We start from the raw sequence: 15,831 nt of genomic DNA on the forward strand, positions 1-15,831 counted from the left end.
ATCTCTCAGCTATCTCAAAAATCCTTCTCCAAGATAATCTTGCCGCGCTGATTGTAGTAGATCCATGTGCCGGTGGGTTCGTTGTCCTTGAACTCACCGGTAGACTCTAGGTTGCCATTGTCAAAGTAGTATTTGGCCACTCCCTCGGCATAGCCACCGACGAAGTTCTCTTCTGACTTCAACACACCGCTGGGGTAGTAGGCATAGCGGATGCCATTGCCTTGTTTGAGTGTCCCCTTGGGTAGTGCATCACCCTTGGCTGTAAAAAACTCACTGACTTCCATCAGGTGACCGAAGGCCCAGTTTTCATCCTGCAAGAGCTGGCCGTTTTCATAAAACCGACCCCAAAGGCCATTTTTCAAATCCAGATGAAAGCTCCCTATCGATTTGAGTTTTCCGCTCTGATAATACTCCATCCACTGGCCGTTTTTTTGATCATTGAGGAAATCCCCTTCTAGCTCCAAAGCGCCCGATGGATAAAAATACTTCCAGTGTCCGTGCTTCAGGTCATTTTTATAGCTTCCCATCGAGTAGACTGTGTTGTTTTCGGTCATATTGATCCAGACATCGTCTTTCTGTCCAGACACGAATTTGCCCTTGGCACTCAGGTTGCCATTCTCAAAATATTCCTCATAGGCACCATTGAGCACACCATATTTGTAATGCGACTTGACTGCTACCCCACCGTTTTTATAATACTCCACACGCTCACCACTCAGGTAGCCATTGAGGTAATTTTCTTTGATAGACACTTTGCCATTGCTATGATAGTAGTACCACTCTCCCATCGAGATGCCCTTCTTGTACATCTGAATGAAGTTCTTGAGGCCATAGGGACTGTACTCGATCCAGATGCTATCCTTCTTGCCCTGGTCATAGTAGCCCGTCAGTGCAGGACTACCTGCAGGGTAATACTCGATGTAGCGACCGTCTAGGATATTGGATTCGTAGAATGTCTCCAAAATCACCGCTCCGGCATCATCAAAGACCACATAGGGACCGTTTTTTTCCCCATTGCGAAGAGATACCCTTTCGGTCGCTTGATTGTTTTTGTAGAGAAACCAAGTACTATCAGGAGTACCATCTACAAAATAACCACTGGCAACATAGTTTTTCTGGGCATCTCTATAGACCCATAGCCCTTGTTTGAACCCATTCATTTTTTTACCCGAACGGACGAGGGTAGAGTCTTTGATTATATCCAGATAAAAATCTTGAGAATAAGCAGTGTGAGCCAGAAAAATAAGTGCCAATATCGTGACACGACGTAGGATATGCATACTGTCAATAAATTTTTATGAGTTTACGCAAAAACGATGCTAAAGCATACAAAAATTTAAATTTTACCATCGAATCAATGCAGAAGCCCAAGTAAAACCACTGCCAAAGGCCGCCAGACAAAGCAAATCACCAGATTTGACTTTGCCTTGTTCCACAGCCTCACTGAGCGCTAGTGGAATCGAGGCAGCAGTAGTATTACCATATTTTTGAATGTTGTTGAAAACACGATCATCGCTGAGATTCATCTGCTTTTGGATGAACTGACTGATCCTCAGGTTGGCCTGGTGCGGGATCAATAGGTCAATCTGATCAGCACTACAATGATTGGCTTCCAAGGCTTCGTTGATTACTTCTTGGAAGCGTACGACAGCATTTTTGAATACAAAGTTGCCATTCATGTACGGATAGTATCGAATGTCTTCGGGATCATTTCTCTCGATGTAGTTGGGGATCCAATCAGTAGTCGCTGGGGCGATCAAAGCCAACTCCTCAGCAAACTGTCCTTCGGCGTGCAAGTGTGTCGACAGCACTCCTTTGTCCTTGTCATTGGTAGCTTGCATCACAATAGCTCCAGCACCATCTCCGAAGATCACAGAGACCCCTCTGCCACGAGTGGTCATATCCAGTCCTCCACTGTGCACTTCGCTACCCACGACCAAAATGGTCTTGTACATACCCGTCTTGATGAACTGATCTGCCACAGATAGGGAGTAAATAAATCCTGAACATTGGTTTCGAACATCCAAAGCTCCTATCTCCTTTTTAAACCCCAGTTGCTTTTGCAACATCACCCCAGGACCAGGGAAATAATAGTCCGGACTCAATGTAGCAAAGATGATAAAATCAATTTCATCCACAGTGACCCCAGCTTTTTGGATGGCCATCTGAGAAGCCTTGGCTCCCATGGTAGAGGTGGTGTCTTCACCACCCGGGACAATATGCCTTCTTTCTTTGATCCCCGTTCTTTCTTGAATCCAAGCATCATTGGTATCCATGAGTGCTTCCAAATCAGCATTCTTCACAACATTCGCTGGCACATAATGCCCCGTACCAATTATTCTTGCTTGCTTCATGTCAGTATTTTTTAGTCTTTCATTTCCTAGGTCTGTATTAATTTAGGTCAGAAACCCAAATTAATCAAACTGTCATTCGAAAAGCGTGTAGTTCCCCAGTTGATCCACCTGCGCCTGTGGTTTGATCAGGTCAGCAGAGTTGTTGGTCACTACACTGATGTGTGGAGAGACAGGGTGATTGGTCAGTTTGAGGATTTCGCTGCGGTTATTTAATATCGCCAATAGCTCTTCATCCGAGCTGTAGTCATCCAGCCATTTGGCCTCCATGTCTTGCGGCAGTACGGCAGGCATAGTATCCCCATATTCGCTGATCCCAGAGTAATTTTTCACCTCGATGATCTTGAAGGTATAATTTGTTTTGCCATCCATGTCTTCATATTCCTCCCAGATACCAGGCAGGCTGATCAGTGCCTCATGGGGTGAATAAAAATAATGAGGTGTCATTCTTTTCTTGCTGTATTGCTTCCACTGATAAAATCCATTGACAGGGATGATGCAGCGTCTCTTAGACAGTGCGGTTTTCAGTGTCGTACTTTTTGACAGTTGATCCAATGGAGCCGCCAACAATTTGGGAGAAATACTTTTATTGTTGGACCATTGCTTGTTGGTACCCCAGTAGAAGAAAGAGATTCCCTTCTTGGCCTTGTTGGCGATGACGGGCAGCTGCTGAGCAGGCGATGCGTTGTAATTAGGAACAGTAAATTCCTCTCCAACCAAACCAAACCGCTTGTTGATGTCCTTAAAATCTGAATATATAGCGTATCTATCGATCATGTATTTGCTGCGAAATAAAGTCAAATGCTCTTTGCTCAGACCAATAGACTCCACGAGTACCTACGGAACTAAACCCCACATGACCTCCAAATTTAGGCATCTCGAAATAAACATCATCTGATGTGACGAAATTTGTTGTATCAAAACACGAGGTGGATAGAAATGGATCATTGAGTGCATTGACCACTAGCGTAGGGATTTTGATTCCATGGATGAATTCCCGGGAGCTGCAGCGTGCATAATAATTGTCCGCCGTCCCAAAACCATGAATGGGCGCAGTGAGATAATTGTCAAACTCATAGACACTTTTGGACTGCTCGATTTTGGCCATATCAACCATGTCCTTGATCAAATCACTTTTGCAGCGCACTTTTTCTTTCAGGGATTTTAAGAATCTTTTGGAATAAAGCACATTGTGCCTCTTGTCAATCTCTCGTGCACATCCTGCTAGGTCTAAAGGAACAGAAAAAACAGCCGCTGCTGTGACTCTGGCATCCTGTTCATATTCGCCTAGAAACTTCAAGGTCAGATTGCCTCCCAAACTAAACCCCGACAGTGCTACTTCCTTAAAATCCTGTTGTAGCACATAAGAAACCACTTCGTGCAAATCAGATGTCGCTCCACTGTGATAAAATTTCGGCTGGCGATTGGGCTCACCGCTACAGCCTCGATAGTTCCATGCGATCACATCCCAGCCCTCCGCAAAAAACTTGTTGACCATCCCCAATATATATGGTCGCTGGCTATCCCCTTCGAGCCCGTGGGACAAGATCAAGACCTTGTCAGCATTGTTTTTGTACCAGTCCAAATCCAAGAAATCATCGTCTGTCGTCTCGATCCTGACCCGTGATTTCACCTTGGGTCCGCTGATCCTACGCAGCGTGCTAGGTACAATTGTTTCCAAATGTCTACTGAACAACCAAGACGGACGTAGGTAAGTTGAATTTGAAATTAGTGGCATTTGAAAAAACTACTTAAATGTGAGCCTCAAATTTAGGAATTTTGAAATATCTAGAGCATTCATTTCAAAAAGTAGCCAAAGTAGGAATATCCTTGATGACAAATCCAATTTTAGGTCAGGATATATTTGAATTAAGTTGCTTTTAAGCCTAATTTAGCGCCTCGATTTTTAACTAATCAAAAACATGGCAGAAGTAATAAGAATGCCGAAGATGAGTGACACCATGGAAGAGGGTGTAATCGCGTCTTGGCTCAAAAAAGTAGGAGATACAGTAAAATCAGGAGATATTTTAGCAGAAGTGGAAACCGACAAAGCCACAATGGAGCTTGAATCTTACGAGGATGGAACCTTATTGTATATCGGTATCGAAGAAAAAGCTTCTGTTCCAGTAGACGGTGTGATCGCCATCATCGGAAAAAAAGGTGAAAATATTGACAGCTTGATTTCTTCTATTGGCAGTGAGTCAAAGGATGAGGCTCCAGCCAAAGAAAAAACTGAGGAGAGTGCTCCTGCAGCTGAACCAGCAGAAAAAATTGATACTTCGGGCATCAAAGCTACTGTGATCAAAATGCCAAAAATGAGTGATACCATGGAAGAAGGTGTCATCGCAGCATGGGTCAAAAAAGTAGGCGACACAGTAAAATCTGGCGATATCCTGGCAGAAGTAGAAACTGACAAAGCCACCATGGAACTCGAATCATACGACGATGGCGTATTGCTATACACTGCCGTAGAAGCAGGCAAAGGCGTACCAGTCGACGGTGTGATCGCTATCATCGGTGAAAAAGGTGCTGATTACGAGACCTTGTTGAAAGCAGAAGCCAGCAACAAATCAGTAACTAAATCAGCCGAAGCAGCGCCTGCTGCTAAAGAAGATAAAAAAGAAACACCTAAAGCTGCTCCAGCACCTAGTGCTCCTGCAGCTAGCTCACATAGCACCAACAATGGCAGAGTAATAGCCTCTCCATTGGCCAAAAAATTAGCAGAAGAAAAAGGGTTTGACATTGCTCAGATTCCTGGATCAGGAGATGGTGGCAGAATCATCAAAAGAGACGTAGAGGCATTTGTTCCTACTGCTACCGCAGTAGCAGCTGGAGGATCTGTAGCAGCAGCTGTGGGTGTAGAAAGCTACGAGGATGTACCTGCTTCTCAAATGAGAAAGGCGATTACAAAGAGTCTCAATGCAAGCCAATTCGGCGCACCTCACTTCTACTTGACCATGGAAATCGACATGGACAAAACCATGGAGGCTAGAGCAAGCATCAACGAAATGGCAGCTCCTGCAAAAATTTCGTTCAACGATATCGTAATCAAAGCAGTAGCCGCTGCATTGAAAAAACATCCAATGGTGAATAGCTCTTGGATCAGCGAAACCAACAGCATCCGTATGAACCACCACATCAGTATCGGTGTGGCCATGGCAATAGAAGATGGTTTGGTCGTGCCAGTAGTGAAATTTGCAGACAACAAGTCATTGGCTCAAATCTCTGCAGAGGTAAAAGAGTTTGGCGGAAAAGCAAAAGCGAAGAAACTAGGATTGGACGAAATGCAAGGCAATACCTTCACGGTATCCAACTTGGGTATGTTTGGCATCTCTGAGTTTACTTCTATCATCAACGCACCTGAATCATGTATCCTAGCAGTAGGAGCTATCAAGGCTACTCCAGTCGTGAAAAATGGTCAAATCGTACCAGGCAACATCATGAAAGTGACTTTGACCTGTGATCACAGAACAGTAGATGGTGCAGTAGGTTCAGCCTTCTTGCAGACATTGAAAGGCTTCATCGAAGATCCAGTTAGGATCTTAATTTAAGCCCGAATCAATTATACAGAGCGACTGTTTCAATGACAAATGAGTAATTGAAACAGTCGCTTTTTTATTTCGTTCACTTCTATCTAATACGAATACAGCATGTCAAAACATCCCATCATCAAATCAACCACAGTCTGTGCCATCAAACACAACGGGCAAGTAGCCATAGGTGCCGACGGCCAAGCCACATTGGGCAATACAGTTGCCAAAAGCAATGTCAAAAAAATCCGTAAGCTACAAGATGGCAAAATCGTAACTGGTTTTGCAGGATCAACTGCCGATGCATTCACCTTGCTAGAAAGAATGGATGCCAAGCTCAACTCCTACGGAGGCAACATGAAGCGTGCCGCCATCGAGCTGGCCAAAGATTGGAGGACAGATCGCTACTTACGCAAACTGGAGGCCATGCTCATCGTAGCTGACAAAGACGAAATCCTCATCGTATCTGGTACAGGTGATGTCCTAGAGCCAGACAACGACGTAGCAACCATCGGATCAGGCAGTATGTACGCCCAAGCAGCAGCACTCGCCATGAAGAAATTCGCTGGAGACAAAATGACCGCCGAAGAAATGGTCAGAGAAAGCCTCAACATCGCCGCAGACATCTGCATCTATACCAACCACAACTTGGTGGTAGAGACAGTGTCTTGATTTAGATTCTAGACTTTAGACCCTAGACTTTAGGTTCTAGACTTTAGATTCAAGACAAGTGCTTGAAGCAAACTAGTAAAATAGCGATGAACTGAATTGACTTATGAGCCAATGGTTGAAACTATAAGCTAATATTGACGATGGAAAAATGTTTGAAATAGCCTTGCATTGAGGCTATTTTTGAATGCCTTTGAATTCTAAAAACATGATCAAAAAGCTCCTCTTGTCTTTCCTATTCTTCTTTTGCCTGTTAGTTTGTCAAGGCCAACATCTTCCCTATGCCAAAGAAGTGGTTCAAAAACTGGCTTCTCCAGCATTCAAGGGCAGAGGATATGTAGAAAAAGGAGAGCAAATTGCCGCACAATACGTGGCGGAGGAATTTGAAAAAATTGGATTGAAGCCTTTCAAAAAATCCTATTTCCAGACCTTTACAACTTCCGTCAATACCTTCCCTTCGGCTATGATGATAGCCCTCGATGGGAAAGAAATAGTTGCAGGACAAGATTATTTGGTCGAAGCAGGGTCTCCTGGTCTTTCTGGTAGTTTTCCAGTACTGAGCTTATCAGCCGAAGATATTTTAGATGAAGCGACTCTCATCCAAACGCTGCAAGAATCAAATAAAAAATTTATTTTGATTCAGGATTTTGATCGAAAGGAATTTGTAAAAGAACAACTTCAGAGAATCGATGAAGTCATATCATTCCTAAAATACAATCCTGAAAACCCCGCTGCTGGTACGATCATCCTTACCTCGGGCAAACTCACCTGGGGGGCATCTACTCAGCAGTATAGCAAACCTAACATCATCCTCAAGATAGACAGCACATACACTGCTATCAATCAAATTTCATTGGAAATAGGAAATCAATTTTACAAAAATTACAAAACTCAGAATGTCATCGGTTTCATGACAGGCGAGCGATCTGATTCCTTGATGGTATATACGGCGCACTATGATCATCTCGGCATGATGGGCGAAAATGCAATATTCCCTGGCGCCAATGACAATGCCAGTGGTGTAGCCATGCTACTTAGCCTAGCCAAACACTACCAAACTCACCCTCCGCGATTCAACACGATCTTCATCGCCTTTGGTGGAGAAGAATTGGGGTTATTGGGATCACAGTATTTCGTCCAAAACCCACTTTTTGATCTATCCAAAATTAAATTTCTCGTCAACTTTGACATCACAGGCACGGGCGAGGACGGCATACAAGTAGTAAATGGATCAGTCTATCGGGAACAGTTTGACCGACTAACAGCAATCAATGACGAAATGGAGTTGCTAAGTCAAGTCAAAATCAGAGGCCAAGCCTGCAACAGTGATCACTGCATGTTTGATCAGATGGGAGTACCCTGTTTTTTCATCTACACGTTGGGTGGGATTCAAGCCTACCACGACATCTACGATCGCGCTGAAACACTGCCGCTGACGGAGTTTGAAGACTATTTGAAGTTGATAGTGGCGTTTGCGGATGAACTGTGACCTAGTTTTTTGCAGATTCCCTCTTTAGCTCAAAACACCCTCTTGATTTTTCCGCTTCCTGTCATTTCTATCCTTTCTACTTGCATGATTCTCTGTGGCACCTTGAATGAAGAAAGTTGTTTGCGACAATGAGCGATCAATTTTTCACTCTCGATAGGTACTGCAGCGATGACCTCTGCCACCACGATCTCTCCAAGCAAGGGATGAGCTTGACCAAATGCCCTTGACATCTTGATCTCAGGATAGGTATTGATCACTTGCTCTATCTCCGTCGGGAAAGCTTTGTTGCCATGGACAATGATCACATCCTTGTCGCGACCTTTGATCGTGACAATCCCAGAATCATCCATCACTGCCAGATCTCCCGTCATGAAAAAACCACTTTCCAAAAGCTCCTCTTTGCTGCGTGGGGATTTCAAATAACCACTAAACATCCCAGGACCTTTGATCCCCAGTCTTCCTATTGAATTGGGAGGTAGTTCATGACCCGACTCGTCCAGGATTTTCACCTCATATGCTGACAAAGGCAAACCGACAGCATCTGGATACAAGGCTGCATTTGCTTTGTTGACGATGGGCAAACCAATCTCTATGATTCCAAATGCCTGGTGAACGGGAAGCTGATATTTTTCTTGAAAGGCCGTACAGACCGCCGCTGAAACGCCGGTGGTAGTGGACACCACTCGCTGAAGTGATGGCATAGGCCTAGCACTCTCGTAGGTAGTCAGTAGTTTGAGGTGCATCGGCGAACAATAAAAAAAGGTGACTTGATGGGTCACAATGCTACGGATGATTTCCTCCGCCATGAAATCATTGTTGATGACGATGGTTGCGGCATTTGCGAGGTAGAGCACGATGGACACCATGAAATGGTAGGCCATTGGAAATACCCACAATATTCTGTCTTCCGGGGTGATTTGCAATGCCTCATTGGCGGCTTGGATTCGCTCTAGCACTGCTTCATGACTCACTACTACCCCCTTGGCCTCACCAGTCGTACCAGATGTGAAGCGGATAAAGGCAGGATTTGGAAAATGCTGAACCAAGTTTTCTTCCACGGTTCTATTCAATCTCGCAAAATAATACACTTCCTTCTCTCCTACTGAAAATGCCCTTTCGTCCAGTATTTGCAGTCTCTCCACTCGGTCACTGATGATCACATGGAGACCCGCTTCCTCAGTTGCTTTTACAATTTCCTGGGGCTTTTGCTGATGAAAAATCGGCATTACCACGGCACCACTTGCCAGTGCGGCATACATGCAGATAACAAAGTCTCTGTTGTTGGCAGTCAAGATGCCAACCGTCATGCCTGTACCTATATTTTGTTTCGTGAGATTATTTTTTAAGGCATTTACTTGAGTCAGGAGGTTTCCATAAGTCAACTCTCCTCTCTCATCGATGATGGCGATCTGATCAGGATACTGATCTGCGGATGCTATGAGGGATTGATAAATGTGATACATCGTTCAGAAAATCCGAAGTTAATAGAAGAATGCCTATTTCTTGTCAAGAGGGCTCTTTGATTCATCATGAAAACGACTAAAATTAAGCGCCAACTTTCCTGCTTCATAGCCTGTTTGCAAACATGTACCGATCACTCTGGCGCTGCCTATTGCCCTGTCAGTGGCAGAAATATTTTTGCCTGCAAAATAGAGATTTTCCGCAAAGCAGGATTGGAGACAATCCAACGGGATGTGGTAAAAGCCATGATCGGCAATGTTGGACAACTGCGCTCTACCTGATTGATCCCACTCCTCTATAGGCCAAGTAGCGATGACAGGAGACCCTTCCAATTTCCTGCCAGTGAGCACATCATTCTCAGTCAAAATATAATGCCCTTTGGATCGCTGCAACACACGAATACCTGCCTGAGGATAGATGCAATCGATACTTGCCTTCGCAAAACTCTCCAACCTGGATTGAATAATTGAGAACACTTGACCTACCAACTTTCTACCCAATTCATTGAGAGAATCCTGTGTAGTCTGGTCTGTGACATGACATGGCAAAGTGAATTTCAGATCCACACAATCACCTACTAGCGAACCCGGGATCACCGTCGTATTGACCAAGGTGTTGGTTTTATCTCCCATGGTTTGAAACAAGGTCTTGCGGATCGCAAAATTCAAAGCATATTCGCTGGAAGAGGTGACTCCTTTGACCTTGAATACTTGAGAAGCTCGTTGGTAAGTCGCAGACCTGATCATCTCCAATCCAGCTAAACCAGACAGTACGCCGCGACCACTGCAATCTACATAGCTCTTGGCCAAAAGCCTGATTGTTTCTCCACCTGCTTCCATGACTATTGAGCTGATCCGATGATTCTGGAGCTGGCTCTCGATTACATTCGCACCATAGTGTACTTGAACAGCGCTCAGTTTTAACTGCTCCTCCATGTACTGCCTCAGTGCATTTACTCGATAAGGAACGACCACCAATCCATCATGATGAATAATCGGTTGCGCCACTATGTCCTGCAAGACTTTCTTCAAAAAAGGATGATCAACAGGACTAATAGTCTCGACAGCATCTGCGTGATAATATGCCCCACAAATCGTCCCGACATTGCTCAGGACAGCATTGCCTCCTAATTCGTTTTCCTTCTCCAATAGTATGACACTGACACCAAATTCGGCAGCAGACATTGCCGCTGCAAAACCTGCGACTCCTCCACCAACAATTGCGATATCAGTCTTAATCTCCCTCATCCAAATGCAGCACCTGTCACCAATTCGTACTTAATTTTTTTCTCGATCAACTGATACTCCTCGTCCGAAACCGCCTGCGTGTGATACAAAATCATCAATTGGAGTGTCTCTCTAACATTCATAAAAGCGAAAGTAAGTCCAGGAGGATAAGCGTGGGCAGGCAAACTCATCGCATCCACTACAGGTCGTCCCATGATTGTCTCCAGCTCTCTGGGATGATCCGCTGCTACGGTAAACAGAAAACTGGCAATGGAATTGCCTCCTCTACGCTTGACAAGATAGTAGTACAGACTCAGCGGCAACCACTTCATGAAATTCATCAATTGGTTGTAGGAATCGGGAGATTTGCTCTTGATCTGATCCACCATTTGGCCGTTGATAGACTGGACACAAGATTCCAAGCTGTTCATTTCTTTGTTTTTCAGTCTGTAAAACAGGAAAGAGAGGCGATTGCCAATAATCGGGCCTTTGGCTCCCTTTCTGCGGTTGTCACGAGGGACGGGAATCCAAAAATTATGCACTTTCGTTTGACGATTTTCCAATACAGTCTTTACAGCTCTGGCACTACAAGCGAGAAAAAAAGCACTCCGACCATAGCGCGCACCGCAGCGCAATGCTGACTCATCAATTTGTTTGACTTCATTCGCATCAAAAGTCAAGATTTTGGTTCTCTCCACAGAGTCATCTCCCAATTTGGGCGGACTGATCATGGTCAATGGCAATCGCGACGTGTGATCAATGAAAAATTTGGACTTAGTCGCTGCCCAAAAGGTTTTGAAATTGTAATGTGGTTTTTCATAGGCCACCAGCAACTCCATGTCGCTACTATGATCGACTCCAAATAATCGCTTCAGGAACAGTACGGCACCATACCCATCCATCAGCATATGATTCCAAGACAAAATGAGACTCATCTGTCCATTGCTTCGGCTCACCTTGTCCAGCGACAAACATTGCTCACTGGTCAGCAGTCTTCTGCTACGAATCTCAACCGGAATCAATTCATCACTGATGATCTCACCTACAGTCAATGGCTCGCCTGATACATCGAGGTGCCAATGTGGGATATGAAATGTTTTGGGTTTCCTTGATTTTAATCTAAAAAGCTGCTGGGCAAAGTCATTGGTGTCTAGGAGCGTTTCCAGTGCTGACTTAGGAATGTCAGAGTCTACAGTGATCACATAGTGACAGATGTTGCCAGAGATGTCATGTTGCAAGTATTGCTGCTCTAGCGCCAACAAAAAAGCATCAAATCCAGTGAAGGGAAACTGCTGCATATTTCTAGATGGATTTGACGGCACACTGTGCCAGTGATGCCACACTTTTGAAGTTTTGCGGCAGCATATCTTTTTCCTGAATGGTGATTCCGTGTTTCCTCTCCAAAAACAACACCAGCTCAATCACAGAAAAGGAATCCACGCCAGCATCACTCAAAGGTGTGTCTGCATCGATCTCGATGGATGCGTCTAATATTTCGGATTTGATAAACTCGATGAGATCTGACTTGATTTGTTCCTCTTGTTGACTTATTTGCTGCTTCGCCATTTGCCTGCCTCTATTCCTCTTCCTTAGTTTGTTCTTCTTTTGATCTTGTGAAAGTAATAAGAAAGTGAAACTGAAAAAACAAAAAACAAAGTCAATTTGAGAACCTGCCATTGGATATCGTACCAGTCACCTGATTTGATGAAGAGTTCGTAGTAGCCTTTGAGTGCCCAATTAAGTGGGGAGATGTTGGCGATCTGCTGCATGTGCTCTGGCATGATGTTGAGCGGTACCCAGATACCACCTAGGGCTGACATGATCAACACACTGATCCCTCCAAAGATCGCTGACTGCTGTGGTGTATCAAAGACCGTCCCAATCAGAAAACCATAGCCTACCGCTGTGACTGATACCGACAAAGTCAATGCCAGCAACGCTGCCCAATGCTCTCCAATATACAAGACTGGCAACCCCATCCATGGCAACACAAACTTGCCCAGTGCCAACACCATCACGAACTGCAGCAAGGCTATCCCGATGTAGGTCACAATCTTGCCAGATAGGATGGACAAATAAGACCCTGGAAAAGTATGCATCCGCACAAAAACCCCCGTAGTGCGCTCACTGATGATGCTCCCCGCCAATGGCAACACGATAAAAAAGATCGAAAAAATCGCCCAAGCTGGCACATTGTGTTGCACGGCATTGGGGACGTAGGCTTCATTCTCTCCCGCTGCGGCATTGGTTTCTTTGAAGACAAAAAAGTCATCATCAGGAAAACTGACCTCATTGGTACTGCCCAGTACGCCATTGATCTTGCTGGTGACGATCTGGAAGAAAACCTTGGTTTTGATACTGGCGACTACTTCTTTGAGGCCGCTGGACATGGCCATCACGAAGGACTCTCTCGCCAAGGGATCGGTGATGATCTCGAAATGAATCTCGGTAAAGGCTTGCTCCACTTGGATCACTGAGTCTCCATCGAGATAGCTATCCATCATGTCGCCCAAGTCACTGCGCAGTCTCTCCGTCGCGCCTTTGGGGATGATCAGCGCCACCAGATACTCTCCCTGCAACACCCGCTCACGTACCTTGTCCACATCATCAAAGCGCTCGCCACGATCTATTGTCAGATCACACATCGGATTCTTGGCAAAGCCCTTTTCGATCGCAATCCCGAGGCTGTCTATGTCATGGTTGACTAGCAACACGGGAATGCCCGATTCATTGAGACTTTTGTATGCTTCGTTTTGAATCACTGTCATGATGATGACCAGCATCATCGGCATCACAAACAAGACAGTCATGCCTGTGCGGTCATGCGCCAGCAACTTCAGTTCTTTGATCAGTGTCGCGATTAATCTCTGCATCAGTCCTTGATTTTTTTACCTGTCAGTTGCACGAATAGTTCCTCCAGATTTTGGCAGTTGCCCGCAGTGACCAGCTCTCTGGGTACGCCCACCTGGATGATCTCTCCCTCGTCGATGATTGCCACCCGGTCGCAAAACTGCTCTGCCTCCTCCATGTGGTGAGAGGTATAGATGATGGTCGCTTTGTCAGTTTGGTTGATGGCTTTGAGTTTCTCCAAAATCCCTCTCCGCGAATGCACATCGATACCCACCGTGGGTTCATCGAGCAAGAGGATTTTAGGGCGGTGGAGGATGCCTCCGATCAGGTTGATTTTGCGTTTCATCCCACCAGAATATTTCTTGACAGCCAGATGCCTATTGGCATCAAAGCCAAAGTCGTCGAGGCAGCTATCCACTCGCTGCTTGAGTTCGGCACCCTTCAATCCGTACATGCGACCGATGAACAGCAGGTTGTCACGACCAGATAGCGTTGGATACAGGGCAATGTCCTGTGGCACGACCCCAATGATTTGCTTGATGCGACCTAGATCCTGACGGATGGACAGATCCTGTAGTATCACCTCTCCTTCCCCCAACTCGATCAAACCACACAGCGTGGAAAAGAACGTTGTTTTGCCAGCGCCGTTGGGTCCGAGGAGACCAAATACCTCTCCCTCTCGGATGCGCAAATCGATCCCATTGAGGGCGGGGCGGCTGCTTTTTTGGTAGTGCTTGGTCAAGCCAGTAATCGTGATACAATCTTGGGAAATCATAGATGCCATATATGAGCACGAACATACGAATATCTCTCCAAGAGACAAAGCCTAGATTGACGTCATGGAAATACAACGTTTGAAACCTATGAAGCTGAGTTCGATTGATCTGAGGTTGATTTAGGTACTTCTCCAAGGTTTTGAGAGAATAATCAATAGTTGAAATGTAGTGGTTGGCAAAACACATGATCGATCAATAAAACATAGCATTCCATAGCCCACGGTTTAAACCGTGGGCTATGGTGGTATCAGATATGTGGGAAATGGATTTATCCATTCTTATAGTACTCACCATGTCGAAGACTGCTTATTACTGAGGAGTTTGCAGTGATCTGACTTGTTTGATATACTGACCTGAATTGTAGCTTTTCATTTTTTTATGTTCACTTTGAATTACTTAATCAAATGTGTCTCTTATTTAAGAAAATGATTAAAATCTTAAATAAGGAAATTATTATTTAACCCTCAAGATAAATACTTAGATAGGAAGATATCTTAACGTCTATGTATGGTGTGTGCGTTTTGGTGAAGATAATGTTTCGTTTACTAAATAGCCAAATCTCTGATTTGCGCTATCCCTTTTTGATTTCATAGTACTAATCTGAGATATGGCGAGGCTTCCAGAAAGCAAAGAACTTTCATTTACAGCTAAGCCGCCATGATTTGATCACAGCATGTTAGCATCTTTTATTTGAATTTATATGCTAGAGAAAGTTGTAAGAGCCTATTCTTATATGTAGCTAAATCAGGGTTTATGATCACTTCGGCCTGAGAGGTTAATCCATGTACATATCTAGCTGAAAGGTTAATTTTTTCTGTTATATCGTACTGTATTCCACCAGCAATGCCAAAGTCTTTTGTTTCTATCCAGATTGCTTCAGCTTCACCCAATTCAGAAATATCCTTTGAAGAGAGTAAACTATTAAGTTCAACACCAATTAAAACTGATAGTTTTGATGTTAGAGAATACCCAAATAGTAAGGGTATACTTAGATAATTCAATTTGACTTCTCCATCATTATTTGATCGACCTATTATATCATTTTCTGGGTATTTAAAACCTTTGACTGAATAATTGACCTCCCCTTGAACAAAGACTTTATCCGTTATATCATATAAACCGAAAATCCCAAAATGGAACGAAGCTTGAGATTCATAATGATCTTTATATGGGTCTCCTTGTTCACTATTGACATTAAAATTAGAGACGTTTAGACCGCCTTTTAACCCGAAGTTGAATTGGGCAGATGCTCCAAATGAAGATAGGATTATTAGAACGACAATTAATGCTTTGTTGATTGATATATTCATTTTATGATTGTAGCTAACCTTGCGTATGGTGCGTGTGCGTGTCATTTGATAATACAGCCAAAGTAGTGAAAATCTGCCGAATCTACCAACCATTCGGTGAGAGCTGCCTGCCCGTCCGGCAGGCGGGCGTTCCGCCGATTTTGTGATGCGGCGAACTGATCTCACTATA

Annotated in this window: 14 protein-coding genes; 3 read left to right on the forward strand and 11 right to left on the reverse strand. The window is 44.4% G+C overall.

All coding sequences use genetic code 11. From position 1 onward, the window contains the following. Positions 1-14: 14 nt before the first annotated feature. The 4 genes from N6H18_RS03565 to N6H18_RS03580 form a co-directional block, all read right to left on the reverse strand. Complete coding sequence (locus N6H18_RS03565; protein WP_262310465.1) at positions 15-1,280, reverse strand: toxin-antitoxin system YwqK family antitoxin; 1,266 nt, start codon at positions 1,278-1,280, stop codon at positions 15-17. 63 nt (positions 1,281-1,343) lie between these two features. Further along, a complete protein-coding gene (locus N6H18_RS03570; RefSeq protein WP_262310466.1) occupies positions 1,344-2,354 on the reverse strand; it encodes a 3-oxoacyl-ACP synthase III family protein in 1,011 nt (336 codons plus the stop codon). Positions 2,355-2,426: 72 nt separating this feature from the next. Then, positions 2,427-3,128: an SOS response-associated peptidase gene (locus N6H18_RS03575; RefSeq protein WP_262310467.1), complete on the reverse strand. Its 702-nt coding sequence runs from the start codon at positions 3,126-3,128 to the stop codon at positions 2,427-2,429. Further along, positions 3,118-4,089: a YheT family hydrolase gene (locus N6H18_RS03580; protein ID WP_262310468.1), complete on the reverse strand. Its 972-nt coding sequence runs from the start codon at positions 4,087-4,089 to the stop codon at positions 3,118-3,120. Before N6H18_RS03580 ends, N6H18_RS03575 begins: the two co-directional genes overlap by 11 nt. Before the next feature lie 184 nt (positions 4,090-4,273). Here N6H18_RS03580 and N6H18_RS03585 point away from each other — a divergent pair, with 184 nt between their 5' ends. From N6H18_RS03585 to N6H18_RS03595, 3 genes are all read left to right on the forward strand, one after another. After that, entirely contained in the window at positions 4,274-5,902 is a 1,629-nt protein-coding gene (locus N6H18_RS03585) for a pyruvate dehydrogenase complex dihydrolipoamide acetyltransferase (protein ID WP_262310469.1), read from the forward strand. 99 nt (positions 5,903-6,001) lie between these two features. Beyond that, a complete protein-coding gene (gene hslV, locus N6H18_RS03590; protein WP_262310470.1) occupies positions 6,002-6,553 on the forward strand; it encodes an ATP-dependent protease subunit HslV in 552 nt (183 codons plus the stop codon). A gap of 205 nt (positions 6,554-6,758) precedes the next feature. Next, positions 6,759-8,039, forward strand: a complete 1,281-nt coding sequence (locus N6H18_RS03595; protein ID WP_262310471.1) for a M28 family metallopeptidase — start codon at positions 6,759-6,761, stop codon at positions 8,037-8,039. A gap of 29 nt (positions 8,040-8,068) precedes the next feature. Here N6H18_RS03595 and N6H18_RS03600 read toward each other — a convergent pair whose 3' ends face one another. From N6H18_RS03600 to N6H18_RS03630, 7 genes are all read right to left on the reverse strand, one after another. Continuing rightward, positions 8,069-9,502, reverse strand: coding sequence for a class I adenylate-forming enzyme family protein (locus tag N6H18_RS03600; protein ID WP_262310472.1), 1,434 nt, complete (start codon positions 9,500-9,502; stop codon positions 8,069-8,071). 33 nt (positions 9,503-9,535) lie between these two features. Further along, complete coding sequence (locus tag N6H18_RS03605; RefSeq protein ID WP_262310473.1) at positions 9,536-10,747, reverse strand: FAD-dependent oxidoreductase; 1,212 nt, start codon at positions 10,745-10,747, stop codon at positions 9,536-9,538. Beyond that, positions 10,744-12,024 carry a hypothetical protein gene (locus N6H18_RS03610; RefSeq protein WP_262310474.1) on the reverse strand — a complete coding sequence of 427 codons (1,281 nt, stop codon included), beginning with the start codon at positions 12,022-12,024 and terminating at the stop codon, positions 10,744-10,746. Before N6H18_RS03610 ends, N6H18_RS03605 begins: the two co-directional genes overlap by 4 nt. 4 nt (positions 12,025-12,028) lie before the next feature. After that, positions 12,029-12,292, reverse strand: coding sequence for an acyl carrier protein (locus N6H18_RS03615; RefSeq protein WP_262310475.1), 264 nt, complete (start codon positions 12,290-12,292; stop codon positions 12,029-12,031). Positions 12,293-12,315: 23 nt separating this feature from the next. Next, on the reverse strand, positions 12,316-13,599 hold the full coding sequence (locus tag N6H18_RS03620; RefSeq protein WP_262310476.1) for an ABC transporter permease: 1,284 nt from the start codon (positions 13,597-13,599) through the stop codon (positions 12,316-12,318). Further along, a complete protein-coding gene (locus N6H18_RS03625; RefSeq protein ID WP_262310477.1) occupies positions 13,599-14,351 on the reverse strand; it encodes an ABC transporter ATP-binding protein in 753 nt (250 codons plus the stop codon). Before N6H18_RS03625 ends, N6H18_RS03620 begins: the two co-directional genes overlap by 1 nt. Before the next feature lie 687 nt (positions 14,352-15,038). Then, positions 15,039-15,662, reverse strand: a complete 624-nt coding sequence (locus N6H18_RS03630) for a porin family protein (protein WP_262310478.1) — start codon at positions 15,660-15,662, stop codon at positions 15,039-15,041. Positions 15,663-15,831: the final 169 nt, after the last annotated feature.

Origin of the sequence: Reichenbachiella agarivorans, assembly GCF_025502585.1 — a bacterium.
GTDB classification, from domain to species: Bacteria; Bacteroidota; Bacteroidia; order Cytophagales; family Cyclobacteriaceae; genus Reichenbachiella; species Reichenbachiella agarivorans.